Origin of the sequence: Micromonospora sp. WMMD714 (genome assembly GCF_029581315.1) — a bacterium.
GTDB classification, from domain to species: domain Bacteria; phylum Actinomycetota; class Actinomycetes; order Mycobacteriales; family Micromonosporaceae; genus Micromonospora; species Micromonospora rifamycinica.
The window spans coordinates 5,684,615-5,711,559 of the sequence record NZ_CP120744.1 but is presented as its reverse complement, the minus strand read 5'-3'; the positions used below and the strand labels follow the sequence as shown (position 1 = coordinate 5,711,559).

The following is a 26,945-nucleotide window of genomic DNA, read 5'->3' as shown; positions in this document are numbered from 1 at the left end:
GCTGATTCGGCGTCGGTGCCTTGCGCGACGGTTCCACGCTCCGGATAGGGTCGTGGGTATGACCCACCAGGTGCACGCGTTCGAGCCGCCGGAGCGGTTCGTCGCCGGGACGGTCGGGGCGCCCGGGGAGCGCACGTTCTTCCTCCAGGCCCGCGGCGGTGGCCGGCTGGTCAGCGTCGCGCTGGAGAAGGTCCAGGTGTCCCTGCTCGCCGAGAAGCTGGAGGAGCTGCTCTCCGAGGCGCAGCGCCGGTTCGGTGTCGAGCTGCCGGAGGCACCGGCCGCCGTCGGCGACAACGACCCGCTGGACAGCCCGGTCGACGAGGAGTTCCGGGTCGGCACCCTCGGGCTGGCGTTCGACGTGGACTCGGCCACCGTGGTGATCGAGGCGATCGCCGCCGGTGAGGCGGAGGCCGAGGTCGAGCTGGGCGACGACGAAATCGACGAGGACGACGACGAGGAGCCGGACGAGGATCTCGACCGGCTGCGGGTGCGGTTGACGCCCGAGGCGACCCGCGAGTTCATCGAGCGGGCCCGCCGGGTGGTCAACGCCGGCCGTCCGCCCTGCCCGCTCTGCGGCCAGCCGCTCGACCCGGCCGGTCACCTCTGCCCCCGGCACAACGGCTACCACCGGTGACCTCGTCGGAGGTGCAGCGCGAGGACGCCAGCGCCGCGCTCCGGCTGCTCTGCGACGGTGAACTGGAGCTGGAGGGTCGCCTGGTCGACGCCTCCAACACCACCCTGCGGGCGACCCTGACCCTGGACGACCGGACGGCCCGCTGCGTCTACAAGCCGGTGCGCGGTGAGCGTCCGCTCTGGGACTTTCCCGACGGCACCCTCGCCGGCCGGGAGGTCTCCGCGTACCTGGTCTCCCGGGCCACCGGCTGGGACCTCGTCCCGCCGACGGTGCTACGGGACGGGCCGCTCGGCCCGGGGTCGTGTCAGCTCTGGATCGACGAGCCCGACGACGCCGAGCCGCTGGTCGGGTTCGTGCCGGCCGAGGCGGTGCCGCCGCGCTGGTTCCCGGTGGCCGCGGCCCGGGACGAGGACGGCTCGGCGTACGCCCTGGCGCACGCGGACGATCCCCGGCTGGCCCGGTTGGCGGTGCTGGACGCGGTGCTCAACAACGCCGACCGCAAGGGCGGTCACGTGCTGGTCGGTGCGGACGACCGGATCTACGGGGTGGATCACGGGGTCTGCTTCCACGTGGAGGAGAAGCTCCGCACCGTGCTGTGGGGCTGGGCCGGCCGGCAGCTCCCGCCGGACGCGGTGCAGGTGCTCGACACCCTCGCCGGCCAGCTCGCCGGGGAGTTGGGCGAGGAGCTGGCCGCGCACCTGACCCTCGGCGAGATCGCCGAGGTGGGCGCCCGGGTGCGGCGGCTGCGGGACACCGGCCGCTACCCGCTGCCGCCGCAGGAGTGGCCGGCGATGCCCTGGCCGCCCATCTGAGTCGTTGTCGCGTTGATCACCCGAGCGGTTCCTCCGGGTGGCCGGAGCGCTCGTTAGGCTGACGGTCATGGACTCTTGGGTGGGACACGAGGTGCCACGGCTGCCGGGTGACGCCGGGCCACTGAGCTTGTACGACTCGGCCCGGCGCGGTGTCCACCCGAGTCGTCCCGCCGGCGCGGCGACCATGTACGTCTGCGGCATCACTCCGTACGACGCCACCCACCTGGGGCACGCCGCCACCATGATCACCTTTGACCTGGTGCAGCGGATGTGGCGCGACGCCGGGTCGACCGTCCGGTACGTGCAGAACGTCACCGACATCGACGACCCGCTGCTGGAGCGGGCCGAGCGCGACGGCGAGGACTGGAAGGTCCTGGCGATGCGGGAGACGGCCCTGTTCCGCGAGGACATGGAGGCGCTGCGGATCATCCCGCCCGCGCACTACGTCGGCGCGGTGGAGTCGATCCCGGAGATCGCCGACCGGGTCCAGGAGCTCCTCAAGGACGGTGCCGCGTACCGGCTCGACGACGGCAGCGGCGACGTCTACTTCGACGTCGCCGCCGCCCCGGCGTTCGGCTACGAGTCGAACCTGAGCCGGGAGCAGATGCTGGAGATCTTCCCGGAGCGCGGCGGCGACCCGGACCGGGCCGGCAAACGCGATCCGCTCGACCCGCTGCTGTGGCGCGGTGCCCGCGACGGCGAGCCGTCCTGGCCGGGCGGTGAGCTGGGCGCCGGCCGGCCGGGCTGGCACATCGAGTGCACGGTGATCGCGCTGAACCTGCTCGGCGACCGGCTCGACGTGCAGGGCGGCGGCAACGACCTGATCTTTCCGCACCACGAGTGTTCCGCCGCGCACGCCGAGCGGCTCACCGGCGAGGCGCCCTTCGCCGACCACTATGTGCACGCCGGCATGATCGGCCTGGACGGCGAGAAGATGTCCAAGTCCAAGGGCAACCTGGTCTTCGTCTCCCGGCTGCGCGCCGACCGGGTCGACCCGATGGCCGTCCGGCTCGGGCTGGTCTCCGGCCACTACCGGGACGACCGGGCCTGGACCGACGAGGTGCTGGACGCCGCGCACCGGCGGCTGGACCGCTGGCGGCGGGCCGCCGCCGCGCCGTCCGGGCCGTCCGGCGCGGCCTTCCTCGCCGGGGTACGTGAGCGCCTCGGTGACGATCTGGACACCCCGGGCGCCCTGGCGCTGGCCGACAGGTGGGCGGCGGCGACCCTCGCCGGCACCGGCGACGACCCCGGAGCCCCCGCGCTCTTCGCCGTCACCCTCGACGCCCTGCTCGGCATCCGCCTCTGACAGTGAGGACGTAGGGGCGGTTCACCCGGCTGGTCCGGCCCGGCCGCACGGGGGAGCGGATCACCCGGCTCTGGTCCGGCCCGGCCGCTGACGGTGGTGCGCGCTCACCGGCCGCCGCGTCGTGACGTCGGCTGGCGCAGCGCGACCCGGGTCTGGGTCTGCACCACGCCGCAGCTCTTCTTGAGCCGACGCAGCAGCGAGTCCAGGGCCGCGGTGTCGCGCAGCCGGGCCCGCAGCAGGTAGTCGTAGGGGCCGGTCATGTGCACCGCGTCGATGATCTGCGGGATCGGGGCGATGGCGGCGACGAACGTCTCGTAGTCGGTGTCGGCGTTGAGCAGCACGTCGACGAACACCTCCAGGCCACCGTGGGGTTCGGGTGCGTCGTGGCCGGTGACGACGGTGTAGCCGAGGATGACGCCGTCGTCCTCCAGCCGGCGGACCCGGGCGGCGGTGGCGTTGGTGCCGAGGCCGATCCGGCGGCCGATCTCGCTGAACGAGCACCGCGCATTGTCCTGCAGGATGCCGAGAATCTGCTCGTCCAGCTCGTCCACACCGGGAATCGTACGGTGCCGCCGGATAATTGTCGGCGGCTCGCCCGCGTTTCGCCCAGACTCGGGGGATGGTTGATGACGTCGTGGTGCTCGCGGTCGCCGGCTTCGCCGCCGGGCTGGGGGTGGCGATGCCGCTCGGGGCGATCGGGGTGCTGGTCGTTCGGGAGGGGATGCTGCGCGGCCACCGCAGCGGGTTGGCCGCCGCTTCCGGCGTGGCCACCGTCGACACCCTGTACTGTCTCGGCGCGCTCCTGACCGGGGCCGCGATCGCGCCGGTGATCGCCTCGTGGGGGGACACCCCCCGCTACCTGTCCGGGGTGGTGGTCATCGCGCTGGGCTGCTACCAGCTGATCGCGCTGCGCCGCGCGCCGACCGGCGCGCGCCCCGCCCCGGTCGGCCCCGTCACCGCCGGTCCTCCGACCGCCGGTCCGGCCGCCGACCCGGGGGCCGGTGCTGTCGCCGTAGACCTGGCCAGGGCCGGTGCCGCCGGCGGTCCGGTGCCGGTGGGGGTGGGTCCTGCGGGTCCGCCCGGTGCCGGCGTGGCGACCGGAAACCGGTCGGTCTACGCCCGGTTCGTGCTCCTGACCGCGATCAACCCGTTGACCCTGCTGTACTTCTTCGCGCTGGCCGGGATGGTGACCGCCTCGACGGGCACCTGGATCGGACCCGCCGTGTTCGTCGCCGCCGCCGGTCTGGCCTCGCTGCTGTGGCAGACCGTGCTCGCGATGATCGGCGCGGCCCTGGGCGCCACCGTCCCGCCCCGGGTGGGCGAGGTGCTCGGGGTGGTGGCCTCACTGGTCGTCGTCGCGCTCGGGGTGGCCGTGCTGGTGGCCACCGCGCGCACCTGACGCGTTCCCGGGTCGACCCGCCCACTGTCGCCCGCCGGTGTGCGCGGTGGGATCCCGGTCAGCCGAGGACCAGGCCGGGGTCCGGATCCGGGTCCGGCGCCGGGGCGGGTACCTGGTACTCCTCGGTCAGCGTGGTCATCGGGCCGGGCCAGGTGGCCTGGGCGACCTCGATCGGTCTGCGGTGGGCGTCGTAGGCGACGTGCAGCAGGTGCAGCACCGGGGTGTCCGGGCGGATCTGGAGGGTCTCGGCCTCCTCCCGGCTGGGCTGGCGGGCGCTGATGGTGTCGGCGGCGGTGGTGTACCGGCGTCCGGTCGCCTCCTCGGCCTCCTGGTAGAGCGGCCGACCGAACGCCTCGGCCCGCTCCAGTGAGGTGCCGGCGGTGTCCTTCGGCAGGAACCAGGAGGCGCCCACCTCCACCGGGGAGTCGTCGGTGCGGACCAGGTGCCGGCGGCAGAGCAGCTCGGTGCCGTCGGCGACGCCGAACGCGTCGGCCACCTCGGGCGGGGCGGGTGCCCGGCCGACCGAGACGAGCTGCTGGCGGTACCGGGCGGCGAGGTCGGCGTGGTAGCCCCGGAAGCCACCGTAGCGGCCCCGGGAGAGCCGGTTGAGTCGCCGCCGGGTGCCCCGGACGTACGTACCGGAGCCGGGTTTGGTGATCAGGATGCCCTCGACCCGCAACTGGTCGACGGCACGCTGCACGGTCTGCTTGGCGACCCCGAACATCTCGGCGATGGCCGGGATGGACGGCAGCCGCTCGCCCGGCCCCCAGTCCCCCCGGCGCACCTGGGCCTTGAGCTGCGCGGCGATCTGCCGGTGCGGGAACTCGGCGGCTCCCGGGTTGATCTGCACGCCCGCCTCCTCATGACAGCTAGGTTCCTAGGATGCCCTAGCGGGAGTGACGGCGCCACCCCGGACACGCGACCGCCCCGGTCAGCTGACCGACCGGGGCGGGCCGACGGTAGGCGTTGTTACCAGGAACCGGCGGTGGGGCCGGCGGAACCGCCCCGACGACGCAGGTACTTCTCGAACTCCTGGGCGATCTCGTCGCCGGTCAGCGGGGTGATGCCCGCGTCACCGACCCGCTCCTCCAGCTCGCGGACGTACTCGCCCAACTCGGCGTCCTGCTCGGCGGCGCTGCGGACCCGCTGCTCCCACTCGGCGGCCTCCTCGGCCAGATCGGCCATCGGCACCGGCAGGTCGAGCACGTCCTCCACCCGGTGCAGCAGGGCGAGGGTGGCCTTCGGGCAGGGCGGGTTGTTGGCGTAGTGCGGCACGTGCACCCAGAACGAGACCGCGTCGACCTCGGCCCGGGTGCAGGCGTCCTGGAGCACCCCGACGATGCCGGTGGGCCCGTCGTAGCGGGTGGGGGTGAGCTGGTAGCGCTGGGCGGCCTGGGCGTCGGAGGCGCTGCCGCTGATCGGCAACGGCCGGGTGTACGGCACGTCGGCCAGCAACGCGCCGAGCAGCACCACCCGCTCCACCTCCAGGCTGTGGCAGATCTCCAGCACCTGCTGGCAGAAGGTGCGCCAGCGCATGCTCGGCTCGATGCCCCGGATCAGCACCACGTCGCGCTCGGTGCCCTCGGGGCTGGCCACCATGAACTTCGTGGTGGGCCACTCCACCCGGCGTGTCTCGCCGTCGGACATCGTGATGGTCGGGCGGCTGACCTGGAAGTCGTAGAACTCCTCCGGGTCGATCTCGGTGATCTCCCGGGCCTGCCAGACCTGTTCGAGGTGTTCCACGGCGGCGGTGGAGGCGTCCGCGGCGTCGTTCCAGCCCTCGAAGGCGGCGATCGCCACCGGGGACCGCAGCACCGGCAGCCCGTCGAACTCGGTCACGCCGTCACCTCGCCCCGCTCGTCGCCGACGGCGCCGGGGGTCGTCCCGGTCACCCGCCCGCCGTGCACGGTGGCGTCCCTGATGTCCTTCACGTCCGCCAGCCTACGTCCCGGCGCGGCGGGTGGCCCGTCGGCCGCGCCGGTCCGCCGACCCGCCGGGTCACCGAACCGGTACGAACCGGCCCGGTGAGCGGAGGGACACATAGTGGGACGGCGCCGGGGGTCAGCAATCGGCGGGACTCGCGCACTAACCTGAACCTGTGCGGACTTCGTTGCGGGATGTGCTGGCCGACCGGATCCTCATCGCCGACGGCGCGATGGGGACAATGCTCCAGGCTGCCGACCTGAGCCTCGACGACTTCGAAGGGCTGGAGGGCTGCAACGAGATCCTCAACGTGACCCGGCCCGACGTCGTCCGCGGGGTGCACGAGGCGTACCTGGCGGCCGGCGCGGACTGCGTCGAGACGAACACGTTCGGGGCGAATCTCGCCAACCTCGCCGAGTACGACATCCCGCAGCGCATCCGGGAACTGTCCGAAGCCGGCGCGCGGATCGCCCGGGAGGCCGCCGACGCGTACGCGACCGCCGATCGGCCGCGCTTCGTGCTCGGCTCGATAGGCCCCGGCACCAAGCTGCCCACCCTCGGCCACGCCCCGTACGCGACGTTGCGCGACGCGTACCAGGAGAATGCCGCCGGGCTGATCGCCGGCGGCTCGGACGCGCTGATCATCGAGACCTGCCAGGACCTGTTGCAGGTCAAGGCGGCCGTGGTCGGATCCAAGCGGGCGATGGCCGAGCTGGGGCAGCAGGTGCCGATCATCTGCCACGTGGCGGTGGAGACCACCGGGACCATGCTGGTGGGCAGCGAGATCGGGGCGGCGCTGGCGGCCATCGAGCCGCTGGGGGTGGACCTGATCGGGCTGAACTGCTCCACCGGCCCGGCCGAGATGGGCGAGCACCTGCGGTACCTCTCCCAGCACTCCCGGATCCCGCTGTCGGTGATGCCGAACGCCGGCCTGCCGGTGCTGACCGCCGACGGGGCGTACTTCCCGCTGACCCCGGTGGAGCTGGCCGACGCCCTGGAGCGGTTCGTCGCCGACTACGGAGTGGGGCTGATCGGCGGCTGCTGCGGCACCACCCCGGAGCACATCCGGGCGCTGGCCGAGCGGCTGCACGACGCCACCCCGGCGACCCGGGAGCCCCGGCACGAGGCCGGCGTCTCGTCGATCTACCACCCGGTGCCGTTCGCCCAGGACGCGTCGGTGCTGATGGTGGGGGAGCGGACCAACGCCAACGGCTCCAAGGCGTTCCGCGAGTCGATGCTCGCCGCCGACTGGCAGGCGTGCGTGGAGGTGGCCCGCAGCCAGGCCCGCGACGGGTCGCACCTGCTCGACCTGTGCGTCGACTACGTCGGCCGGGACGGCACCCAGGACATGCGGGAGCTGGCCGGTCGGTTCGCCACCGCGTCCACCCTGCCGATCATGCTGGACTCCACCGAGCCGCAGGTCATCGAGGCCGGGCTGGAGATGCTCGGTGGGCGCTGCGTGGTCAACTCGGTCAACTTCGAGGACGGCGACGGCCCCGACTCCCGCTACGCCCGGGTGATGCCGGTGATCGCCGAGCACGGCGCGGCCGTGGTGGCGCTGCTCATCGACGAGGAGGGGCAGGCGCGTACCCGGGAGTGGAAGGTCCGGGTCGCGGCCCGGCTGATCGACGACCTGACCGGCCGCTGGGGGATGGACCGGTCGGACATCCTCATCGACGCGTTGACCTTCCCGATCGCCACCGGCCAGGAGGAGACCCGCCGGGACGGCATCGAGACGATCGAGGCGATCCGGGAGATCGCCGCCCGCTACCCGGGGGTCAACTTCACCCTGGGCATCTCGAACGTCTCCTTCGGCCTCAACCCGGCGGCCCGGCAGGTGCTCAACTCGGTGTTCCTGAACGAGTGCGTGCAGGCCGGGTTGACGTCGGCGATCGTGCACGCCAGCAAGATCCTGCCGATGTCCAAGATCCCCGAGGCGCAGCGCGAGGTGGCGCTCGACCTGATCTACGACCGGCGGCGCGAGGGCTACGACCCGGTGCAGCGGTTCATCGAGGCGTTCGAGGGCGTCGACGCCGCGTCGGCGCGGGCCACCCGGGCCGAGGAGTTGGCCGGGCTGCCCCTGGAGGAACGGCTCAAGCGGCGGATCATCGACGGCGAGCGCAACGGCCTGGAGGCCGACCTCGACGCCGCGATGGCGCAGGGCCGGTCCCCGCTGTCCATCATCAACGACATCCTGCTGGACGGCATGAAGGTGGTCGGCGAGCTGTTCGGCTCCGGGCAGATGCAGCTGCCGTTCGTGCTCCAGTCCGCCGAGGTGATGAAGACGGCGGTGGCCTACCTGGAGCCGCACATGGAGGCGGTCGAGGACGGTGGCAAGGGCCGGATCGTGCTGGCCACCGTGCGTGGCGACGTGCACGACATCGGCAAGAACCTGGTCGACATCATCCTGTCCAACAACGGCTACGAGGTCGTCAACATCGGCATCAAGCAGCCGATCAACGCGATCCTCGACGCGGCCGAGGAGCACCGGGCCGACGCGATCGGGATGTCCGGGCTGCTGGTCAAGAGCACCGTGATCATGAAGGAGAACCTCGCCGAGATGGCGTCGCGCGGGGTCGCCGAGCGGTGGCCGGTGCTGCTGGGCGGGGCGGCGCTGACCCGCGCGTACGTCGAGGACGACCTGCGGGCGATGTTCCCCGGCCAGGTGCACTACGCGCGGGACGCCTTCGAGGGGTTGGCCCTGATGGACCGGGTGATGACCGCCAAACGCGGTGGCGCCCCGGTGATCGACCCGGAGCGGGAGGCGGCGCTGGCGGCCCGGCGGGCGCGCCGGGAGAAGCAGCGCACCCTGGTCACCGAGGTGCTGCCGGAGCTGCACGACGCCTCGGTCCGCTCGGACGTGGCGACCGACGTGGTGGTGCCCACCCCGCCGTTCTTCGGCACCCGGGTGGTCAAGGGGGTGCCGTTGGCCGACTACGCGGCGCTGCTGGACGAGCGGGCCACCTTCCTCGGCCAGTGGGGGCTGCGCGGCACGCGGGGTGGCGACGGCCCGTCGTACGAGGAGTTGGTGGAGACCGAGGGGCGGCCCCGGCTGCGGTACTGGCTGGACCGGCTGATCGCCGACCAGGTGCTGGAGGCGGCGGTGGTGTACGGCTACTTCCCGGCCTACTCCGAGGGCAACGACCTGGTGGTGCTGGACGAGAACGGCAACACCGAGCGGGCCCGGTTCTCGTTCCCCCGGCAGCGGCAGGAGCGGCGGCTCTGCCTGGCCGACTTCTTCCGGCCGAGGGGCGACCAGCTGGACGTGGTGGCGTTGCAGCTGGTCACCGTCGGGCAGCCGATCAGCGAGTACACCGCCAAGATGTTCGCCGCCAACGAGTACCGCGACTATCTGGAGGTGCACGGGCTGTCCGTGCAGCTCACCGAGGCGCTCGCCGAGTACTGGCACCGGCGGATCCGCTCCGAGCTGACCCTGCCCGATGGCGGCACGGTCGCCACCGGCGACCCGTCCGACCTGGCCGGCCTGCTGCGCAACGACTACCGGGGCTGCCGGTACGCGTTCGGCTACCCGGCCTGCCCGGACCTGGAGGACCGGGCGAAGGTGGTGGACCTGCTCGGCGCGGAGCGGATCGGGGTGCAGCTCTCGGAGGAGTTCCAGCTGGTGCCGGAGCAGGCCACCGACGCGATCGTGGTGCACCACCCGGAGGCGAACTACTTCAACGCCAAGTGACACCTGAACTGCTTGGGAGCATGGTCCCCATCCGAGGGTCTGACAGGGTGGGGACCATGGGCTGAAGGGGCGTCGATTACCCGACGGGTGCGGCCCCGGCCTGTCGGTCGTAGGTGTCGAGTCCCACAAGGCGTCGGCCGGGTTGAATCTGCCCGCGCCCCTGGGGATGTCACGAGAGCCTGTACGGGCACATCTCGGCTGTGTAGCATAGCGGCCCTAGTCGAAGGACTAGGGCCGCTATTATTGGCGATAGGATTCCGCGAAAGGCGTGATTTGCCTTAGCAGAGTTTGGTTGGCGAAAGCACCAGCTTGGTCACCCTGGCGTAGTCCGGGTACCAGAAGTTGTCGTTGTTGCAGAACGTGTCCTGCCTACCAGTGCTGTAAGTGATGTAGCCTGACCATCCACGGCTTCTGAAGTTGGCCGCGTCCTTGTTGAAAGGATAGTATGTCCCAGTGCAGCTGAACGTGGACTGGGTGCCGTCGCGGTAATCCAGAATCGCCGAGACGCTAGCGGACTGGCAGCTCTGAGCCCTTGCCTGAGCAGGGTTCGTGGCGACCGTGAGGCTGGTGGCGATGGTCATGCCGACTAGCAACGCCACCTGCATTGACTTTTTGGCACCGGTGATCCACGGCGCTCTTGTTTCCATCGTGCTGCCTTTCCCCCGTGTAAGCCTCGATTGAGCGGCTGCTATGAATATAGCCCTCTTGCTCCCGTGAATGCAATAGGCGGAGGCGGGTGGGCAAGCGGGTACGGAGGCTGACGATCCACGGCTGCGCGGATGTGGGACATTGGTCAGCGGGTTGCGCAGGTAATGCGTCCGGCAGCGCCGGCACCACCCCGATCCTGGGCTGCTCGACCAGCTTCTTCACCTGCCGCGTTGAGACGCCGTGCAGATTCGACGTGGACACCATCGATACCACGTCCTGATCGGCGCGCCGGCGGTACGTCAGTAGTGTCGGTAACCGATGGGGGCACCCGAAGACCGAAGACGCGGACGTGCCCCCGCTGCCGGTGCGGTAGCGGGGGCACGGCTGGTCCGCCTACCTGGTCAGGGCAGGGTCCATTTCTGGTTGGCGGCGGACAGGCAGGTCCAGAGGTGGACGGCCTGGCCGTCGGCGGTGGCGGCGTTGCGGACGTCCAGGCACTTGCCGGGGAGCCCGACGATCGGCGGTGACGAGACCATCCACGATGACGTACCGGGTGGACCGCCCTCCGCCGAGCCGGTGCCGCCGTCGTCCGACGGCGCCACCGGCCGGTCTGGTGGAGCGTCAGGTGGCCAGGGTGGCCAGCGGCTTCAGGCCGTAGGTGCGGGCGTAGCCGTTCTCGGTGCCCACCAACAGGTCGACGACCTGGAAGTAGCGGTCCCAGAAGGGGGTCTCGCGCAAGGCGTCGATCAGCAGGCGGTAGGCGTCGTGGTCGTCCGCCTCCCAGACCCAGATGTCGGTGACCCGCGCCGAGTAGAACTCCGTGTCGTAGAAGCGGGAGCGGACACCGCGGGTGCGGGCCTGGATGACGGGGAGAACGTGGGTGGTGAAGGCCGTGACCCGTTCGGCCACGGTCATCGCCAGCCATTCGGGCGTGGTTTTGACCAGCATGAAAGCGGTGACCGGCGGCTCGGTCCGGTCAGCGGGCATCGACGGTCTCCTGCGTGCCGAGGACGGCGGGTCGGAGCGTCTGGGCGCACCACTGCGCGAACGCGGTCGCCGGCCACGCCTGCGGTGAGCGGGCGATGCCCGAGTCCAGGCCCTCGTCCTTGGCGCGTTTCATGTCGACCATGGCCTCGACGAACGCCTCGTTGAGGCCGTAGCCGAGCATGGTGGAGCGCAGTTCGTCGAGCGACTGGCGCTGGTAGCGGACCGGACGGCCCAGTTCCTCGGTCATGATGCGGGCCAGGTCGTCGGGGGAGAGGTCCTGCGGACCGAGCACAGGGACCTCGCCCACGCCGGTCCAGGAGCGGTCCAGCAGCAGCGCGGCCGCAGCGGCGGCGATGTCGGCGACGGCCACCATGGGGGCCGGACGGGCCGCGGCGACGGTGTCGGTGAAGACGCCGTCGTCGCGGATCGTGTCGACCTCCTCCAGCAGGTTCTCGAAGAAGGACGGGCAGGCCAGGGCGCGGTAGGCGACGCCGGAACCGGCGATCAGGTCGTCCATGGCCAGGGAGGCGGTGACCAGCCCGGCCCGGGCGGCCTGCGGGGTGCCACGGCCGAGCGCCGAGATGCCGACGACATGGCCGACGCCGTGAGCGGCGAAAGCCCGCGCGGCCGGGCGGGTGAAGCCGCTGTAGGCTTCGTCGGGCGGGACGGAGGCGTCCGGCGGTACCAGCCAGAAGACGGCGTCCGCCCCGGCGAGGGCACGCTCGACGGTCGCGGCGTCGCCGTGTGAGCCGACGACCACCTCGACCCGTCCACGGACGCCCTCAGGTAGCCGGGCCGGATCCCGGACGACGACACGCAACTCCTCACGACCTGCGGTCGCGTCCTCGATCAGTAGCGACAGCAGCTGCCGCCCGATGTTCCCGGTGGGACCGGTGATGACGATCATGAAACCTCGATTGTCGGATCGACGGGACTCCTTCATCGTGCTGACAGGCATCGCATTGCCACAATGGGAACTTCAGCATCCGATCATTGCCTGAAGTGGAATGAGTGTGTGGGTAGCCCAGCCTCGAACCTCGATGCCAACCTCGCCGTCGCTCTCGACGCCCTACTGACCGAGCAGAGTGTCACCCGCGCCGCCGCACGGCTGCAGACGTCGCCCGCGGCGATGAGCCGTAGCCTGGCCCGGCTGCGCCGGGTGCTCCGAGATCCACTACTGGTGCGGGCCGGGCAGACGATGGTGCCCACTCCGCGCGCCGAGGCACTGCGGGACGAGGCTGCCGCGGTGGTGCGCCGGCTGGAGGCGTTACTCGCCCCGAGCGGCGGGATCGACCCCGCGGCACTGCGGCGCACCTTCACCGTCCAGGCCGCGGACCTGGTCGGCGCCGCGTTCGCGCCCGGTCTGCTCCGGCTCGCCCGACGCCGGGCGCCGGGCGTGTCGCTGCGGGTGCTGGCCGAGGAGTGGGAGGCTGGCCCCGCGCTGCGTGACGGACGGATCGACCTGGAGATCGGGGCCATCGACCACGTCGACCCGGAGACTCACGTCGAGGAACTGGTCACCCTACGGATGGCGGCCGGCGTCAGGGCTGGACACCCGCTCACCGAAGGAGCGCTGACGGCCGCCAGGCTCGCTGCGGCCGAGCACGTGGCGGTCAGCCGCCGCGGACGCTTCACCGGGCCGCTGGACACGGCCCTGGCCGCGCAGGGGCTCGCCCGGCGGGTCGGCGCCGTGCTGCCCGGCCACCTGGCCGCGATGCTGATGGCCGCAGCCGAGGACGTGGTCTGCCTGGTGCCGACCGCACTGCCGGGCGAGCCCTCGTCGCGGCTCAGCGACGCGGCGTACGCGCTGGGGCTGCGCCTGTTGGAGATCCCACTGCCACTGCCACCGCTGACGATCGGTATGGCCTGGCACCCACGCCACAGCGTCGACGGTGCCCACCAGTGGCTGCGTGACGCCGTGCGCCGGGTACTCGGTCCCGCCGGAGAGGAATAGTCGAGGCTGGACCCGGACGGGGTGGCGGGTCCGCGTGTGCGGACGCGGCGGATCACCGACGCTGTCGGGCCATCCATGTAGCCGAGGGTGCCGCCGCCGAGTTGGCCTTCGCCGTGGCTCAGGTCGAGCACGATGTTTCCGTGCCGGTCGAGCCGGGCCGCGGTCACCGTACGGTCGAGGTCGTACTCGCTGAAGATCAGGTCGCCGGGGGCGATCGGGACGGGGCTGGTGGCCCTGGCGTGCACGGTGAAGGTGCCGGGGTGGAGCCCGGCGGCGTCGATCGGCCCGAGCCGTGCGGTGTGCAGGGTGACCGAGGTGACCTGTTCACCACCGTCGAGGGTGGTGGCGTCGAGGGTGAAGCTCACGCTGGTGGGGTGGTGGTCGGCGGCGTGGGCGGCCGGGCCGGGCAGCGTCAGGCCGACAGCGGCGCCGGTGCCACCGGCCAGGACGGTGCGGCGAGTGACGGACGTTGACATGCGGCCCCCGGACACTTACGCAGGCGATCATCGATGGAGAGTCAACCTGGCGTCGTGGAGATCCGCTGGCAACCGGTGCAGGATCCGGAGCATCCGTCAGGTTCCTGTCAGGACGGCCCGCCCGGGTCGCGGTGCACTGGTGAGCCCGCCACCTGCGCCTCGTGGCTGTCGCCGTGCCCTCGCCGTCGGCTATCCCCGACCGGCGGTCCCGGGGGCCGACGCCCGCCGCCGGATCGGCTCGCCCGATGACCTGCGTACGCGAGAACAGGCCCCGGGCACCGCCCGCCTGGCTATCCTGTGGCACGCCGTGACGGGCACGGCTCGCGGCACGAACCCAGCGGGAGGCGACCACTGTGACAGTCTCCCCACGCCGGGGCACCTGGCCGGCGACGACGGTGGCGGCGCACGGGGTCCTGGCCGTCCTGACGGTGCTCGCCCTGGTAGGTAACCGGTACTCCGGCGCGCACCCGGGGCAGATCCTCGCCGCGGCGGGCGCTGCCGTCCTGCTCCACCGGGCAGCGGTAGTGTCCCGTCGGCGACCGTGGGTGGGGTACGCGACCGGCGCGCTGGGCATGCTCGTCCTGGCGACGATCTCCTTCCCGGGCTGGTCGGCGATCCTGCTGCCGTCGGCCCTGTGTTTCCCCTTCACGTTGTGGCGGCTGACCGGCCTTGTCCCGGTCAGATCCTCGGTGGTCGCGCTGGCTGTCGCCGTACTCGGGATCGTCGTCACCGAGGCGGTGGCGTGGAGCCGGCTGCCCCCCGGGATCCCGGGATGGACCCTCCTAATCGAGGGCGGGCTGTTGGTGGCCGTGGTCGGCGGTGTGTGGGGTGCGGCCGTGCTGGTGCGTCGGCGGCACGAGGCGGGCCGGCGGGCCGAGAGCGAACGGCTGGCCGTGGCGGTCGCGGACGAACGGGCCAGCATCCGCCGCGACCTGCACGACGTGATCGCTCACACGGTCACCGTCATGGTCGCGCGGATCGAGGCCGCAGCGGTGACGACGGCGGATCCGGCGACCCGCCGCGAACTGGGCGACATCGCCGAGACGGGCCGGGACGCCCACCAGGGCCTGCGAGCGATGCTGGCCACCCTGGGGCCGGCCACGGCACCGGACGCCGGTGCCCGGCGCGGGCAGGTGCCGATCTCGTTGGATGCCATCGCCGACCTGGTGGCCTCGGCGGCCAGCCCGCTGCACGCGGTGACGTTCACGGAAGTGGGCCGGCGTCGGCCGCTGAGCCTGAGCGCCGAGGTGGCGGCGGTCCGTACCGTGCAGGAGGGCGTCACCAACGCGCTGAGCCACCTCGAACCGCCGGTCGCGGTGACCGTGCGCCTCCGGTGGACCCCGGCCGAGCTGGAGGTGGAGGTGCGCGACGACGGCGGTACGGCGCGGCGCGGCATCGGCAGTCGGGGCACCGGCCTGCTGGGTGTCGGGGAACGGGTGCGTACCGCCGGCGGCAGCCTGTCGATGGCCCAGGGGGACGACGGATGGGTGCTGCGGGCGCGGCTGCCCACGAAGGAGGGGGCATGACCGGGATCCGGGTGATGCTCGTCGACGATCAGGAACTGTTGCGGGCCTCTCTGCGGACGGTCCTGTCGGTCGACGAACGTATCGAGGTCACCCACGACGTCGCGAACGGCAGGGACGCGATCGAGGTCGTCCGGCGGCACCGTCTCGACGTGGTGCTGATGGACATCCGCATGCCGGGCATGGACGGGGTCGCCGCCACGGCGGAGATCGTCAGGATCGCCCCGGCGACCCGGGTGCTCATGCTGACGACGTTCGACGACGACGACCTGGTCGTGGCCGCGATCCGAGCCGGCGCGAGCGGCTACCTGACCAAGGACGTCCGGCCCACCGCCCTGGCGCAGGCGGTGTGTGACGTGGCCTCCGGGACGTCGGCGCTGGCCCCGGGGGTGGCTGCGACGGTCCTCGATCTCGTACGGCAGGCGCCGACCCGCAGGGCGGGGGCGCTGGACGGCCTCACCCCGCGCGAGGTCGAGATCTTCGGCCTGCTCGCCCGCGGCCGGTCCAACGGCGAGATCTGCGCGGAACTGGTGCTGAGTGAGAACACGGTGAAGTCGCACGTCAGGTCCGTGTTGCAGAAGCTGGGTCTGCGGGACCGCGTGCACGTGGTGATCCACGCGTACGAGAACGGGCTGGTCGGTCGGCACGATCTGCCCGGCTGAGGTTTCACTCCGCCGGGTGGTGCCGCCTCACCCCGTGGTGTGATGACCGCCGCCGGGGGGCTGCCTAGGTTCGACGTCGTGACCTTCCTACCTCTGCGTCTGCCCTGGTTGACCTGCCTGACCGCCGTCGCCGGTGTGCTCCTCGCCGTCCTGCTCGGCCCGGCGGTGCCGGCCCACGCCACCGGTGGAGGGCCGGTCGACGACTACCGTTCCGCCTACGCGCCGCCGGGGGTCGCGGCGGCCGTGATCGACGGGTCGTCGGTCGAGACGACCGTGCGGGGCCGGGACGGCGACGGCGACGCGGTGACGACGGGAACGCTGTTCCGGATCGGCTCGATGAGCAAGTCGATGACGGCGGCGGCGGTGATGCTGCTGGTCGACCGGGGCCGTGTCGCCCTGGACGCCCCGATCGTCACGGTCCTTCCCGACTTCCGGATGGCCGATCGGCGCTTCACCGCGATCACCGTGCGGCACGTCCTCAGCCATACGTCGGGCCTGTCGAGCAGCACGAACGACGAGTACCCGTTCCCGCCGCCGCGCGACGCGCGGGAGGCCGTGGCCCGACTGGCCGACGAGACCCTGGCCGCCGATCCAGGGAGCCGAGCGGTGTACCAGAACACCAACTACACGATCGCGGCGAGGATCGTCGAGGTGGCGTCGGGCAGGCCCTTCGACGACTTCCTGCGTGCCGAGCTGTTCACCCCGCTGGGGATGACCAGTACCCGCTCGACGCCGGGGTGTTCGGACGGTGCCGAGGGGCTGCCGTCCGGGTATCAGGTCGTTCTCGGGTTCGCCTTTGCGGTGCCGGAGATGCCGGGGATGTGTGCCGGCAACGGCGGGGTGATCTCGTCCCTGGACGACATGGTGCGGTGGCTGCGGTTCAACCAGGGCGGCCCCGGTGCCGGCCTGCTGAGCGCCGCCTCCCTGGCCGAGCTGCACACCGTCCAGCCCGGGGCCGGCGACTACGCCCTGGGCTGGCAGGCCCGCCGGGGCACCTCGGGCGTACCGCCGATGATCGGCCACGGCGGCACCCTGGCGACGTGGACCGGGGACATGGTCTTCTCGCCCTCGACGGGTGAGGCTGCCGTCGTCCTGACCAACGGTGTCGGCGCCCCCGGCGAACTCTCGGCCAACCTCCTCGCCGAACGGTTCGGGACACCGACGAAGCCGATGAGCAATCCGCTCGACACCGTGAACGCGGTCCTGCTCGGGCTCACGGTGGTGCTGGCGGCGCTGCTGGTCACCGCGGCCGTCCGGGCGCGCCGCTGGGCCGTGCGACGCCGCACGGCGCGGCGACCGCTGCTGGTGCTGCGACTCGTGCCCCTTGCTCTGGCGACGGTGCTGGGCGCCACACTGCCCGCGCTGCTGCCGATTCTGCTGTTCGGCGCGACGTTCGGCTTTGCGTACTGGATCGTCTTCGCCTGGCTGCTGCCGCTGCTGACGCTGCTGTGTCTCGTCAGCTGTGTGCTGGGGGCGGTCGCGTTGGTCCGTCGCCTCTGGTGTCTGCGTGACGCCGGTCCGGCGGTGCGCGCAGTGGACAGTCCCGTGGTGGCCGGGTCGACGGCGTGATCTTCCCGCCGACCGGGTGCCGCAGGGGCCTGTCCCGCCTGTGTCACCCGGTCGGTCGGCAGGCGGCGGGACCGACGCGGCGACGACATCGCGGTCCGCGTCGACTACTGCGGCGTCTGCCACAGCGATCTGCACCTGCTCAACGGGATCATGCCGCACTACCGGAACACCGCCGGCGTGGTGCCCGGCCACGAGTTCACCGGCACCGTCGCCGCCGTCGGGGCTGCAGTCAGCCGCTTCGCTCCCGGCGACCAGGTCGCCGTCGGCACCCTCGTCGACTCCTGCGGGGCCTGCTCGATGTGCCAGGTAGGCCAGGAGAACTTCTGCCTCGAAGGCCCCACCAGCACCTACGGCAGTCCCGACCGGCTCGACGGCACGATCACCAAGGGCGCGTACAGCCGTGAGTACGTCCTGCGGGAGAAGTTCGCCCACCGGCTGCCCGCCGGCCTCGACCCGGCCGGTGCGGCTCCGCTGATGTGCGCCGGCATCACCATGTGGGAGCCGCTGTGCGGGGCGGGAATCGGCTCCGGCAGCCGGGTGGCGGTCGCCGGCCTCGGTGGCCTCGGCCATCTGGGTGTCAAGCTCGCTGCCGCACTCGGTGCCGAGGTCACCGTCTTGAGCCGTACCCCGGGCAAGGTCGACGACGCCCGGAAACTCGGCGCCGCCGATCTGCTCGTCACGACCGACGACGCCCAGCTCGCGCGGGCCGCCAGCCGTTTCGACCTGATCCTGGACACCATCTCCGGCCCGCACGACCTGTCGCCGCTGCTGCGGCTGCTGACTCTCGACGGCACCCTCAGCGTGCTCGGCTTCCCCATGCCGACAACGGTGAACCTCATGGAGCTGAGCTCCGGCCGCAAGAAGCTCAGCTCATCGGGCACCGGCGGCATCAGGCACACCGCCGAACTGCTGGCCTTCGCGGCTGAACACGGCATCACCGCCGACATCGAGCTGCTGCCGTCCGCCCGGATCCGGCAGGCCCTCGACCGGCTCGGACGCGGCGACGTCCGCTACCGCTTCGTACTGGACCTCGCCGACCTCGACTGACACACCACCGGCACCGCCCGGCTCGACGCACGGTGGCCCCGGCTCCCCGGCCGACCGTTCTCCGCCGCTGCCTGACCAGGCTGCGGAACCCCGCGTCGCCGCCGGTCACGGCACCACCGTGAGCGTCGGGACCGGCCATGGTGTCCTGCCCGGCCACGGGACGCGGTGGCGGTGACCACCGCACCCACCCCGGGCAGGACACCCCGCCGGCGCGACCGACACACCGGCCACGGTTCCGACCCGCCCACCGGGTCACCCGCTCACGCCGTACGCCGAGGCCCTAGTTGCCGACGCCGAGGCTCGCCATGAACGCCGCGGGATAGCGGTCACCGCGCGCGGCGCCCTTCGGCACGGCCGCCTCGATCTCGTCGAGATCGGCGGCCGACAGCGTCACCGCCAGCGCCGGCAACGCCTCGGCCAGCCGCTGCCGGGTACGCGCACCGACCAGCGGGACGATGGACGGGTCCTGCGCCGCCACCCACGCGATCGCCAGCTGCGCCACCGTGCACCCCTTCGCGTCGGCGACCCGGCGCAACGCCTCCGCCAGGGCGAGGTTGTGCGCCCCGTTCTCGGCCGCGAAGCGGGGGGCGTGGTTACGCGGATCGTCCGCCCGCCCCGGCACCCAGTTCCCCGAGAGCAGACCACGGCCCAGCACCCCGTACGCGGTCAGCCCGATGCCCAGCTCCCGCAGCGTGGGCAGCACCTCGGCCTCGACCGCCCGCGACAGCAGCGAGTACTCGATCTGAAGATCAGCGATCGGGTGTACGGCGTGCGCCCGGCGGACGGTCTCCGCGTCGACCTCGGAGAGCCCCACGTACCGCACGTAACCGGCGTCGATCATGTCCTTGATCGCGCCGATCGTGTCCTCGACCGGCACCGACCGGTCGAGCCGGGCCGGCCGGTAGATGTCCACGTGGTCGACACCGAGCCGGGTCAGCGAGTAGCTCAGGAAGTTGCGCACCGAATCCGGGCGGGAGTCCTGCCCGGCGAACGTCATGCCCGGCCCCACCTGTTGCCCGAACTTCACGCTCAGCAGATAGCTGTCCCGGTCGCGTCCCCGCAACGCCTCCGACAACAGCAGCTCGTTGTGCCCCATGCCGTAGAAGTCGCCGGTGTCGACCAGCGTGACCCCCGCGTCCAGCGCGGCCCGCACCGTGGCGATGCTCTCCCTGCGATCGGCCGGGCCGTACGCGCCCGACATGCCCATCGCCCCCAGCCCCACCGCGGAAACGGTCGGACCTGTGCTGCCCAGCGTGCGTGTCTGCATCGGAACTCTCCCTCGTCGGTCGATCTCGGCTCCACCCTGCGCCGCTTTCCGGCCGGCCGGCAGCGGAGCGCTCATCGGGGGAGCGCCACTCCCTGGCTCGGTGCCCCGCCCCGGGGGCAGCATGGAGGCATGCAGCGTGAGCAGCTCGCCGACTTCCTGCGGCGGCGGCGCGAGGCCATCCGCCCCGCCGAGGTCGGCATCGCCGACAGCCCCCGTCGCCGCACCAGTGGCCTGCGCCGTGAGGAGGTCGCCCTGCTCGCCGGCATGTCCGTCGACTACGTCGTCCGCCTCGAACAGGGCCGGAGCAGCCAGCCGTCGACCCAGCTCCTCGGCGCCCTGGCCCGGGCACTGCGCCTGACCGACGACGAGCGGAGCCACCTGTTCCACCTGGCCGGTCACCAGCCACCACCCGCCGAGGGTGTCGCCCGCCTGGCCCGGGCCGGCCTGGTCCGCCTGCTCGACCTGGTCGGCGACACCCCCGCCATGGTCCTGTCCGACCTCAGCGAGGTGCTGGCGCAGAACCGCATGTCGATCCTGCTCGCCGGCGACCACACCGGGCTGACCGGTGACCGCCGCTACGTCGCGTACCGCACCTTCACCGACCCGACCATCCGCGACCTCCACGGCCCCGAGGAGTGGCGACGGCACGCCCGCCAGCAGGTCGCCGACCTGCGCGCGGTGGCGGGCCGGCGGGCCGGCGACCCGACCGTGACCGGCCTGATCGAACGGTTACGGGCGGCCAGCGACGACTTCCGGCGGCTGTGGGCCGAGCACGAGGTGGCGGTACGCCGGGCCGACCGCAAGACGTTCAGGCACCCGCGGGTGGGCCGCATCACGATGGACTGCGAAACCCTGGTCACCCCCGACCTCGGCCAGCTGCTGCTGGTGCTGACCCCGGCCGACGCCGAGTCCCGGGAGAGGCTCGAGCTGCTGCGCGTGCTGGGCGTCGAGGAGTTCCCGGCCGGCGTGCCCCACTGACGCGCCCACGCCCGACGGCAGCGCTTCGCGGGCCGACGTCGGCGCCCGCCCGTCGGACTCAGCTCGGCAGTGCGTCGCCTGCGGCCGGTTTCGGGGCCGTCGCCATGGTCGTCGGCCAGCGCAGGTCGACCCCCCGCCGGGCCAGTTCGGACTGGAATTCCTCCAGCAGTTTCGCGCTGGCCCGGACCCCGTGCGGCGATGTCTGGCGGTCCAGGCAGTAGGCGGCCAGCGCGCCGGCGGCCTCTCCGATCGACCACTCGGCCGGGTGCACCCGGTAGCAGCCGTTGGTGATGTGGGTGGTGCCGACGGCCTTGCCGGCGGCGATCACGTTGGTGACCCGCTCGGGTAGCAACGCCCCCAGCGGGATCTCGAACGGGTGCGCCGCCACGTCGAGATATCCGTCACCGCCGGTCGTCGGGTGCAGGTCGATCCGGTAGTGACCGGTGCCGACCGTGTCGGGATAGTGGACCGCACCGGCGGCGCCCCGCACCGCGACCGACAGGTCCTGCTCGGTCGGCGTGGTCACCGCCACCAGCCGGCGGGCCTCCCGGATGTACGGCGCCTGCGCGAAGCCGTCGTCGGTGCCGGTGACGTCGGGGCGCAGCCGCAGGCCGGGGAAGCCGGTGCCGCCGTCCGGGCGGGGTGCCTCGGTCTGCAGCCAGTACAGAAAAGCCTGACTGGCCCGCCTGGCCCGCCGGACGTGCCGCTCGGCATCCGGCACGCCGAACAGCGGCCCGTCCAGGTAGTCGTTCATCGGCCAGTTGACCACCGTCACGTCGCTGGGGAACAGACCGGGCCGGAACGCCTGCCGGTCGAGGATCCGCCGGTACGTCCACAACTCCGGCGCGATCAGGCCCTCCTCCATCGAGGTCGCCGTCGACCGGGGGTTGGGGGTGAACCGGCCGGTGACCGCCCGACCGGTCCGCGGATCGGGGTAGGCCCAGCTGAACAGGGGGCCCGGCCAGCCGGGTGCGGTCCGGGTCCGCCAGTGGTCGTAGTCGGCCGGCCGGTCCACCGTGTGGTCGCCGTCGACGTGTTCGAGGGCGAAGCAGACGGTGGCCGCCTGCATGTTCAGCGGCGCGGGCCGGTCCGGGGCGCTCGGTTCGCCGGTCTGCGCCTGTGACTCGGTGCCGGTGCGGTGTTCGATGCCGGCCAGGGCCAGCAGTTCACCGGTCTCGCTCGCCTCCAGGACGAGGCTGGCCCCGAGGTGGCGCAGCGTGCCGTCGGCGAGTCGGACGGTCAGGACGGTCAGCGTGTCCCCGTCGGTGTGCGCCCGTTCGACCTGCGCCCGGGTGTGCACGGTCAGCCGCCCCGCTGCCCGCCACGGGGCGATCATGGCGTGGAGTACGGCCAGTGCGGCCCGGGGTTCGTGACACAGCGGGCTGACCCAGCCGTTACCCGGGTTGAGCGGCCGGCCGGATCCGTCGGACGTCAGCGGGTACCAGGTCCGGTAGTGGTCGCGTACCGCCTGCCGGAACCGTCGGTAGCTGGCCGTCGAGCCGTGCGTCTCGATCCAGGGGTGCTCGTCCGGCGGCACCGCCTGCGAGGTGAGCTGTCCGCCGATCCACCGGTACGGCTCGACGACGACGACCCGGGCGCCGCCCTCGCAGGCGGCCAACGCGGCGGCGATCCCGCCCACGCCCCCGCCGACCACCAGGACGTCGGTGTGCTGCTCCGTCGGGCTGGTACGCATCAGTCCGCCTCGCCTCGTCGTGCGGTCAGGGAGAAGTGGTAGCGGTCGCCCCGGTAGAGCGACACCGCTCGTTCGACGGCCCGGCCGCGTCCGTCGTAGCCGATCCGGCGGACCTCCAGCAGCGCCGCCGAGGGCGGGATCTCCAGCAGGTCGCACTGCCGCCGGGTGGGTACCACGGCGGCGATCATCTGCTGTGCCACGGTGACCTGCACGTGGTAGCGGTCCTTCATGATCCCGTAGAGCCCGGTGTCGAGGTTCTCGACCAGCAGGCCGGGGAACAGGTCGGCCGGCAGGTGCACCTCTTCGAGGCACATCGGTGCGCCGTCGGCGAGCCGGAGCCGTTCCACCCGGTAGAGCAGTGACCCCTCGGGCAGGCCGAGGTCCGAGGCGTCCGCGTCGCGGGCGACCATCGCGTCCGCGACGATCAGTTTGCTGCTCGGCAGCAGGCCCCGGGCCAGCATGTCCTCGGTGAACCCGCTGAGGCTGGTGCCCTTGGCGATCCGGGTGTCGGAGACGAAGGTGCCCTGTCCCCGGATGGTGTAGACCAGGCCGGCGTCGAGCAGTTCGCGCAGCGCCTGCCGGAGGGTGGTCCGGCTCACGCCGAGTTCCTCGGCGAGGTCCCGCTCGCGGGGCAGGGCCGAGTGCGCCGGCAGGCCCGCGACGCGGTGCCGGAGTTCGGTACGGATCTGGCTCAGTTTGGTGGTCATCACGAGTCCAACCGGGGGTGCGGGCAGGCCTGCGCGAACCTGCGCGTGGTGTTGACCGGGTCCGAGATGGCGGTGCCGACGACGACGGCCCATGCACCCTCGTCGAACGCCGCCGAGACCTGGGTACGGGTACGGTATCGCCCCTCCGCGATGACCGGAACCGGACAATGTCGACTCAGCTTCCCCACCAGGGCGATGTCCGGTCCGTCGGGGACGGGGCCGGTGACGTATCCGGACAGCGTGGTGCCGACCAGGTCGGCGCCGGCGTCCACGGCGGCCATGGCCGTGTCCACGCTGTCCACGTCGGCCATGAACAGCGCCCCGGCGGCGTGGGTCGCCGCGACGAGGTCGGACAGCTTCTCCCCGCCGGGCCGGGGACGGCCGGTGGCGTCGGCCGCGACGATCTGCGCCCCGGCACCGGTCAGCGCGGCCACGTCGGCCTCGGTCGGGGTGATGTAGACCGGGCTGCCGGGGGTGTGCCGCTTGACCAGTCCGACCACCGGAACCCCGAGGCCGACCATGCCCCGCACGTGGTCCACGCCCTGCCCGCGCAGGCCGGCGGCGCCGCCGAGCACGGCTGCGGCCGCCATCGCCATCATGTGTCCGGTGTCCCGGAACGGGCTGCGGCCCTGGGCCTGGCAGGACACGACCAGGCGTCCACGGATGGCTTCGGCCACGTTCATCGGTGTTCTGCCTTTGCGTCGAAGTCGATCTGGACGGTGAGTCCGGGGAACGGACCGGGGCCGGGCGGCCCGTCGGCCAGGGCCAGCGCCCCGGCGAGCGGGTCGCCGGCGGCCGGAACCGGCTGTGCCGCGGGCGCTGCGGCCCGCAGTGCCGCGGTGAACGGCGGCCACAGCAGGTCGGTGGCCCGGAAGACCCCGCCGGTGCCGGCGACCGGGACCGGGGTCGCCTCGAGGCCGACCCGGAACAGCGCCCCGACCACGGATTCGGCGAGCAGTTCGCCGGCCCGGCGCCAGATCCGTGCGGCGGCGTCGTCACCGGCGCGGGCCAGGTCGGCGACCGTGGTGGCGAAGCCCGCGATCCGTTCCGGGGTCGGTGGGTCGGCCCGCCAGCGGGCCGGCAGCGTCTCGACCGGCCCCCAGGCGGCGGTCACCGCGTCGGCGAGTCGGCCGGGTGCGGCCCGGTCCCGGTCGCGCAGGGCGAGCCGGATGGCGGTGCGGCCGATCCAGTGTCCCGAGCCCCGGTCGCCGAGGTCGGCGCCCCAGCCGTCGGAGCGGGCGGTCCGGCCGGCGGCGTCGGCGGCGAGGACCACCGCGCCGGTGCCGGCGGCGACGACCGCGCCGGGGACCGGGCCGAGCGCGCCGAGGTACGCGGTCACGCTGTCGTCGGCGATCCGCAGCCGCCCGGGGTGACCGAGGGTTCGCAGCCGGGCGTGCAGTGCGTCGCTCGCCGGTGGTCGGCCGTTGAGCCCGGTCATCCCGACGCCGACCAGCACCGTGGTGTCGGGGCCGGGTGTGCCCAGGTCGGCCAGCGCGCCGGCCACCGCGTCGGCGATCCGGGTGTGGGCGTCGCCGGTCCAGAAGCCGGGGGTCTCGGCGTGGCCGGTCGAGCGGCCGTGCCGGGCCACCGCGCGGCAGCCGCCCTGGCCCAGGTCGACCCCGACGCGGACGGGTCCGGCGCCGTTCACCGGGTCACCGCCGTGGTCGACGGTGGAGCGTCGGCGAGGCTGGACTCGGCGTAGTGGCAGGCGACCTCGCGTCCGGCGACCGTCCGCAGCTCCGGTTCGACCTCGGCGCAGCGTGGCTGGGCGAGGGGGCACCGGGTCCGGAAGCGGCAGCCGGACGGTGGCGAGGCCGGGGACGGCACCTCGCCGGTGAGCAGGATGCGTTCGGCCGGCGGCGTCGCCCAGGGGCGGGGCACCGGGGCCGCCGAGATCAGCGCCCGGGTGTACGGGTGGGCCGGGGTGTCGTACACCGTCGCCGCCGGTCCGGTCTCCACGATCCGGCCCAGGTACATCACCGCGAGGTCGTCGCTGATGTGCCGGACCACCGACAGGTCGTGCGCGATGAACAGGTAGCCCAGCCCCAGGTCGGCCCGCAGGTCGGCGAGGAGGTTGAGGGTCTGTGCCTGGACGGACACGTCCAGCGCGCTGACCGGCTCGTCGCAGACCAGGATGCGGGGCGACATGGCCAGGGCGCGGGCGATGCCGACCCGCTGGCGCTGGCCGCCGGACAACTGGTGGGGATACCGGTCGGCGAGTTCGGCGGCGAGACCGACCCGGGCCAGCAGGTCGGCGGTGCGGGCCGGCCACTGGTCGCGGGGGACGGAGCCGCGGTGGACCCGCCATCCTTCGGTGACGATGAAGGACACCTTCTTGCGCGGGTTCAACGACGAGTACGGGTCCTGGTAGACCATCTGGATCTCGGCGGTCAGCCGGCGTCGGCGGGCCGCGTCGGCGGTGTCGACCCGTTCGCCGGCGTACCAGATCTCGCCGCCGGTCGGTCGGCGCAGGCCGACGATGGCCCGGGCCAGGGTGGACTTGCCGCAGCCGGACTCGCCGACCAGGCCGAGGGTGCGGCCGGTGGTGACGGTGAGGCTGAGCCGTTCCACGGCGTGCACGGCCGCTGCCCGGCGCAGCGGGCCACCGTGGGTGGGATAGCTGACCCGCAGCTGTCGGACCTCAAGCCGCGTCTCGGACGTCGACACCGGCCATCACCTCCTCGGCGTAGTGGCAGGCCGCCTGGTGGCCGGCGGCGACGGTGCGCAGGGTCGGCCGGTCGGTGCGGCAGGCGCTGCGGGCGACCGGGCACCGGGGGTGGAACGGGCAGCCGGCCGGCGTGGCCAACGGCGACGGCGGCATCCCCTCGATCGGGGTCAGCCGTTCGCCGGGTCGGTCGGGGGCCGGGATCGACGCCATCAACCCCCGGGTGTACGGGTGGGCCGGCGCGTCGTACACGGTGCGCAGCGGCCCCGACTCGACGACCGTGCCGGCGTACATGACGGCGACCCGGTCGGCCACGTCGGCGACCACCCCGAGGTCGTGGGTGATGAGGATCATCGACATCCCGTCGGCCTCGCGCAGTTCCCGGAGCAGGTCCATGATCTGCGCCTGCACGGTCACGTCCAGCGCGGTGGTCGGCTCGTCGGCGATGAGCAGCCGGGGGCGCAGGGCGAGGGCCATCGCGATCACCACCCGCTGGCGCATTCCGCCGGAGAACTGGTGGGGGTAGTCGTGCGCCCGGCGGGCGGCGTTCGGGATGCCGACCCGTTCCAGGCCGGCGACGGCCCGCCGCCAGGCCTCCCGGCGTGAGGTGCGCTGCCGGACCCGGAACAGTTCGGCGATCTGCTGGCCGACCCGGACCACCGGGTTGAGCGCGGTCAACGAATCCTGGAAGACCATCGCCATCTCGGTGGCGGACAACTCGCGGGTACGGCGCACCGGCAGCGCGGAGATCTCCTCGCCGTCGTAGCGGATCGTGCCGCGTTCGATCGTCGCGCTGTGCCGGGGCAGCAGCGCCATGACCGCGCGGACGGTGACCGACTTACCGGACCCGGACTCCCCGAGGATCGCCAGTGTCTCACCCCTGCCGACCTCGAAGGAGACACCGTTGAGCGCCCGGTAGGCGCCGAACGGGCCGTCGAACGAGACGACGAGGTCGTCGACCGTCAACAGGGGACGGGGGGTGTGCGGTGGTGCGACCATCGGGT

General features: G+C 72.7%; 26 protein-coding genes. 12 read left to right on the top strand and 14 right to left on the bottom strand.

All coding sequences use genetic code 11. The annotated features are described in order from the left end of the window. Positions 1-58 precede the first annotated feature (58 nt). The 3 genes from O7625_RS24385 to mshC all read left to right on the top strand — a co-directional run bounded on the left by O7625_RS24385 (position 59) and on the right by mshC (position 2,752). Positions 59-634: a DUF3090 domain-containing protein gene (locus tag O7625_RS24385; RefSeq protein ID WP_282341849.1), complete on the top strand. Its 576-nt coding sequence runs from the start codon at positions 59-61 to the stop codon at positions 632-634. Beyond that, entirely contained in the window at positions 631-1,446 is an 816-nt protein-coding gene (locus O7625_RS24380; RefSeq protein ID WP_282341848.1) for an SCO1664 family protein, read from the top strand. The genes O7625_RS24385 and O7625_RS24380 overlap by 4 nt, the downstream gene beginning before the upstream one ends. A 67-nt stretch (positions 1,447-1,513) precedes the next feature. Further along, on the top strand, positions 1,514-2,752 hold the full coding sequence (gene mshC, locus O7625_RS24375; protein WP_282341846.1) for a cysteine--1-D-myo-inosityl 2-amino-2-deoxy-alpha-D-glucopyranoside ligase: 1,239 nt from the start codon (positions 1,514-1,516) through the stop codon (positions 2,750-2,752). Between the two features lie 104 nt (positions 2,753-2,856). On the opposite strand, the gene O7625_RS24370 is transcribed toward mshC, so the two are convergent. After that, complete coding sequence (locus O7625_RS24370) at positions 2,857-3,303, bottom strand: Lrp/AsnC family transcriptional regulator (protein WP_282341845.1); 447 nt, start codon at positions 3,301-3,303, stop codon at positions 2,857-2,859. 68 nt (positions 3,304-3,371) lie between these two features. On the opposite strand from O7625_RS24370, the gene O7625_RS24365 reads away from it, so the two are divergent. Further along, positions 3,372-4,151, top strand: coding sequence for a LysE family transporter (locus tag O7625_RS24365; protein ID WP_282341842.1), 780 nt, complete (start codon positions 3,372-3,374; stop codon positions 4,149-4,151). A gap of 58 nt (positions 4,152-4,209) precedes the next feature. On the opposite strand, the gene O7625_RS24360 is transcribed toward O7625_RS24365, so the two are convergent. Further along, on the bottom strand, positions 4,210-5,001 hold the full coding sequence (locus tag O7625_RS24360) for a GntR family transcriptional regulator (RefSeq protein ID WP_282341840.1): 792 nt from the start codon (positions 4,999-5,001) through the stop codon (positions 4,210-4,212). Positions 5,002-5,120: 119 nt separating this feature from the next. Beyond that, a complete protein-coding gene (locus O7625_RS24355) occupies positions 5,121-5,990 on the bottom strand; it encodes a PAC2 family protein (RefSeq protein ID WP_067305527.1) in 870 nt (289 codons plus the stop codon). A gap of 259 nt (positions 5,991-6,249) precedes the next feature. Here O7625_RS24355 and metH point away from each other — a divergent pair, with 259 nt between their 5' ends. Further along, positions 6,250-9,765: a methionine synthase gene (metH, locus tag O7625_RS24350; protein ID WP_282341837.1), complete on the top strand. Its 3,516-nt coding sequence runs from the start codon at positions 6,250-6,252 to the stop codon at positions 9,763-9,765. A 278-nt stretch (positions 9,766-10,043) separates the two neighbouring features. On the opposite strand, the gene O7625_RS24345 is transcribed toward metH, so the two are convergent. From O7625_RS24345 to O7625_RS24330, 4 genes are all read right to left on the bottom strand, one after another. Next, entirely contained in the window at positions 10,044-10,412 is a 369-nt protein-coding gene (locus O7625_RS24345; protein ID WP_282341835.1) for a hypothetical protein, read from the bottom strand. Positions 10,413-10,814: 402 nt separating this feature from the next. Continuing rightward, positions 10,815-10,949, bottom strand: a complete 135-nt coding sequence (locus O7625_RS24340) for an RICIN domain-containing protein (protein WP_084261192.1) — start codon at positions 10,947-10,949, stop codon at positions 10,815-10,817. A gap of 85 nt (positions 10,950-11,034) precedes the next feature. Then, complete coding sequence (locus O7625_RS24335) at positions 11,035-11,400, bottom strand: darcynin family protein (protein ID WP_067305580.1); 366 nt, start codon at positions 11,398-11,400, stop codon at positions 11,035-11,037. Continuing rightward, positions 11,390-12,307: an NAD(P)H-binding protein gene (locus O7625_RS24330; RefSeq protein WP_282341831.1), complete on the bottom strand. Its 918-nt coding sequence runs from the start codon at positions 12,305-12,307 to the stop codon at positions 11,390-11,392. Before O7625_RS24330 ends, O7625_RS24335 begins: the two co-directional genes overlap by 11 nt. 108 nt (positions 12,308-12,415) lie before the next feature. On the opposite strand from O7625_RS24330, the gene O7625_RS24325 reads away from it, so the two are divergent. The 6 genes from O7625_RS24325 (at position 12,416) to O7625_RS24300 (ending at position 18,631) form a co-directional block, all read left to right on the top strand. Continuing rightward, complete coding sequence (locus tag O7625_RS24325; RefSeq protein ID WP_282341829.1) at positions 12,416-13,354, top strand: LysR family transcriptional regulator; 939 nt, start codon at positions 12,416-12,418, stop codon at positions 13,352-13,354. Between the two features lie 299 nt (positions 13,355-13,653). Then, the gene (locus tag O7625_RS24320) at positions 13,654-13,827 is read left to right on the top strand and encodes a hypothetical protein (RefSeq protein WP_282341827.1); all 174 of its coding nucleotides are present in this window, start codon (positions 13,654-13,656) and stop codon (positions 13,825-13,827) included. A gap of 356 nt (positions 13,828-14,183) precedes the next feature. Beyond that, positions 14,184-15,356, top strand: coding sequence for a histidine kinase (locus O7625_RS24315; RefSeq protein ID WP_282341825.1), 1,173 nt, complete (start codon positions 14,184-14,186; stop codon positions 15,354-15,356). After that, a complete protein-coding gene (locus O7625_RS24310) occupies positions 15,353-16,015 on the top strand; it encodes a response regulator transcription factor (RefSeq protein WP_282341823.1) in 663 nt (220 codons plus the stop codon). Before O7625_RS24315 ends, O7625_RS24310 begins: the two co-directional genes overlap by 4 nt. Positions 16,016-16,093: 78 nt before the next feature. Beyond that, positions 16,094-17,584, top strand: a complete 1,491-nt coding sequence (locus O7625_RS24305; RefSeq protein ID WP_282341822.1) for a serine hydrolase domain-containing protein — start codon at positions 16,094-16,096, stop codon at positions 17,582-17,584. An 87-nt stretch (positions 17,585-17,671) separates the two neighbouring features. After that, complete coding sequence (locus O7625_RS24300) at positions 17,672-18,631, top strand: NAD(P)-dependent alcohol dehydrogenase (RefSeq protein ID WP_282347073.1); 960 nt, start codon at positions 17,672-17,674, stop codon at positions 18,629-18,631. 280 nt (positions 18,632-18,911) lie between these two features. Here the strand turns inward: O7625_RS24300 and O7625_RS24295 are convergent, their stop codons facing one another. Beyond that, positions 18,912-19,898, bottom strand: a complete 987-nt coding sequence (locus tag O7625_RS24295; RefSeq protein ID WP_282341820.1) for an aldo/keto reductase — start codon at positions 19,896-19,898, stop codon at positions 18,912-18,914. Between the two features lie 129 nt (positions 19,899-20,027). On the opposite strand from O7625_RS24295, the gene O7625_RS24290 reads away from it, so the two are divergent. Beyond that, positions 20,028-20,876 carry a helix-turn-helix transcriptional regulator gene (locus tag O7625_RS24290; RefSeq protein WP_282341818.1) on the top strand — a complete coding sequence of 283 codons (849 nt, stop codon included), beginning with the start codon at positions 20,028-20,030 and terminating at the stop codon, positions 20,874-20,876. A 58-nt stretch (positions 20,877-20,934) separates the two neighbouring features. Here O7625_RS24290 and O7625_RS24285 read toward each other — a convergent pair whose 3' ends face one another. From O7625_RS24285 to O7625_RS24260, 6 genes are read right to left on the bottom strand one after another with little or no spacing between them, the layout of a single operon-like run. After that, the gene (locus O7625_RS24285) at positions 20,935-22,569 is read right to left on the bottom strand and encodes an FAD-dependent oxidoreductase (RefSeq protein WP_282341817.1); all 1,635 of its coding nucleotides are present in this window, start codon (positions 22,567-22,569) and stop codon (positions 20,935-20,937) included. Continuing rightward, the gene (locus O7625_RS24280; RefSeq protein ID WP_282341816.1) at positions 22,569-23,276 is read right to left on the bottom strand and encodes a GntR family transcriptional regulator; all 708 of its coding nucleotides are present in this window, start codon (positions 23,274-23,276) and stop codon (positions 22,569-22,571) included. The genes O7625_RS24285 and O7625_RS24280 overlap by 1 nt, the downstream gene beginning before the upstream one ends. Beyond that, positions 23,276-23,959 (bottom strand): putative N-acetylmannosamine-6-phosphate 2-epimerase, encoded by a 684-nt coding sequence (locus O7625_RS24275; protein ID WP_067309954.1) that lies wholly within the window; start codon positions 23,957-23,959, stop codon positions 23,276-23,278. Before O7625_RS24275 ends, O7625_RS24280 begins: the two co-directional genes overlap by 1 nt. Then, on the bottom strand, positions 23,956-24,924 hold the full coding sequence (locus tag O7625_RS24270) for a BadF/BadG/BcrA/BcrD ATPase family protein (protein ID WP_282341814.1): 969 nt from the start codon (positions 24,922-24,924) through the stop codon (positions 23,956-23,958). The genes O7625_RS24275 and O7625_RS24270 overlap by 4 nt, the downstream gene beginning before the upstream one ends. Then, positions 24,921-25,943: an oligopeptide/dipeptide ABC transporter ATP-binding protein gene (locus O7625_RS24265; protein ID WP_282341813.1), complete on the bottom strand. Its 1,023-nt coding sequence runs from the start codon at positions 25,941-25,943 to the stop codon at positions 24,921-24,923. The genes O7625_RS24270 and O7625_RS24265 overlap by 4 nt, the downstream gene beginning before the upstream one ends. Continuing rightward, positions 25,918-26,940, bottom strand: a complete 1,023-nt coding sequence (locus O7625_RS24260) for an ABC transporter ATP-binding protein (RefSeq protein ID WP_282341811.1) — start codon at positions 26,938-26,940, stop codon at positions 25,918-25,920. The genes O7625_RS24265 and O7625_RS24260 overlap by 26 nt, the downstream gene beginning before the upstream one ends. Positions 26,941-26,945: the final 5 nt, after the last annotated feature.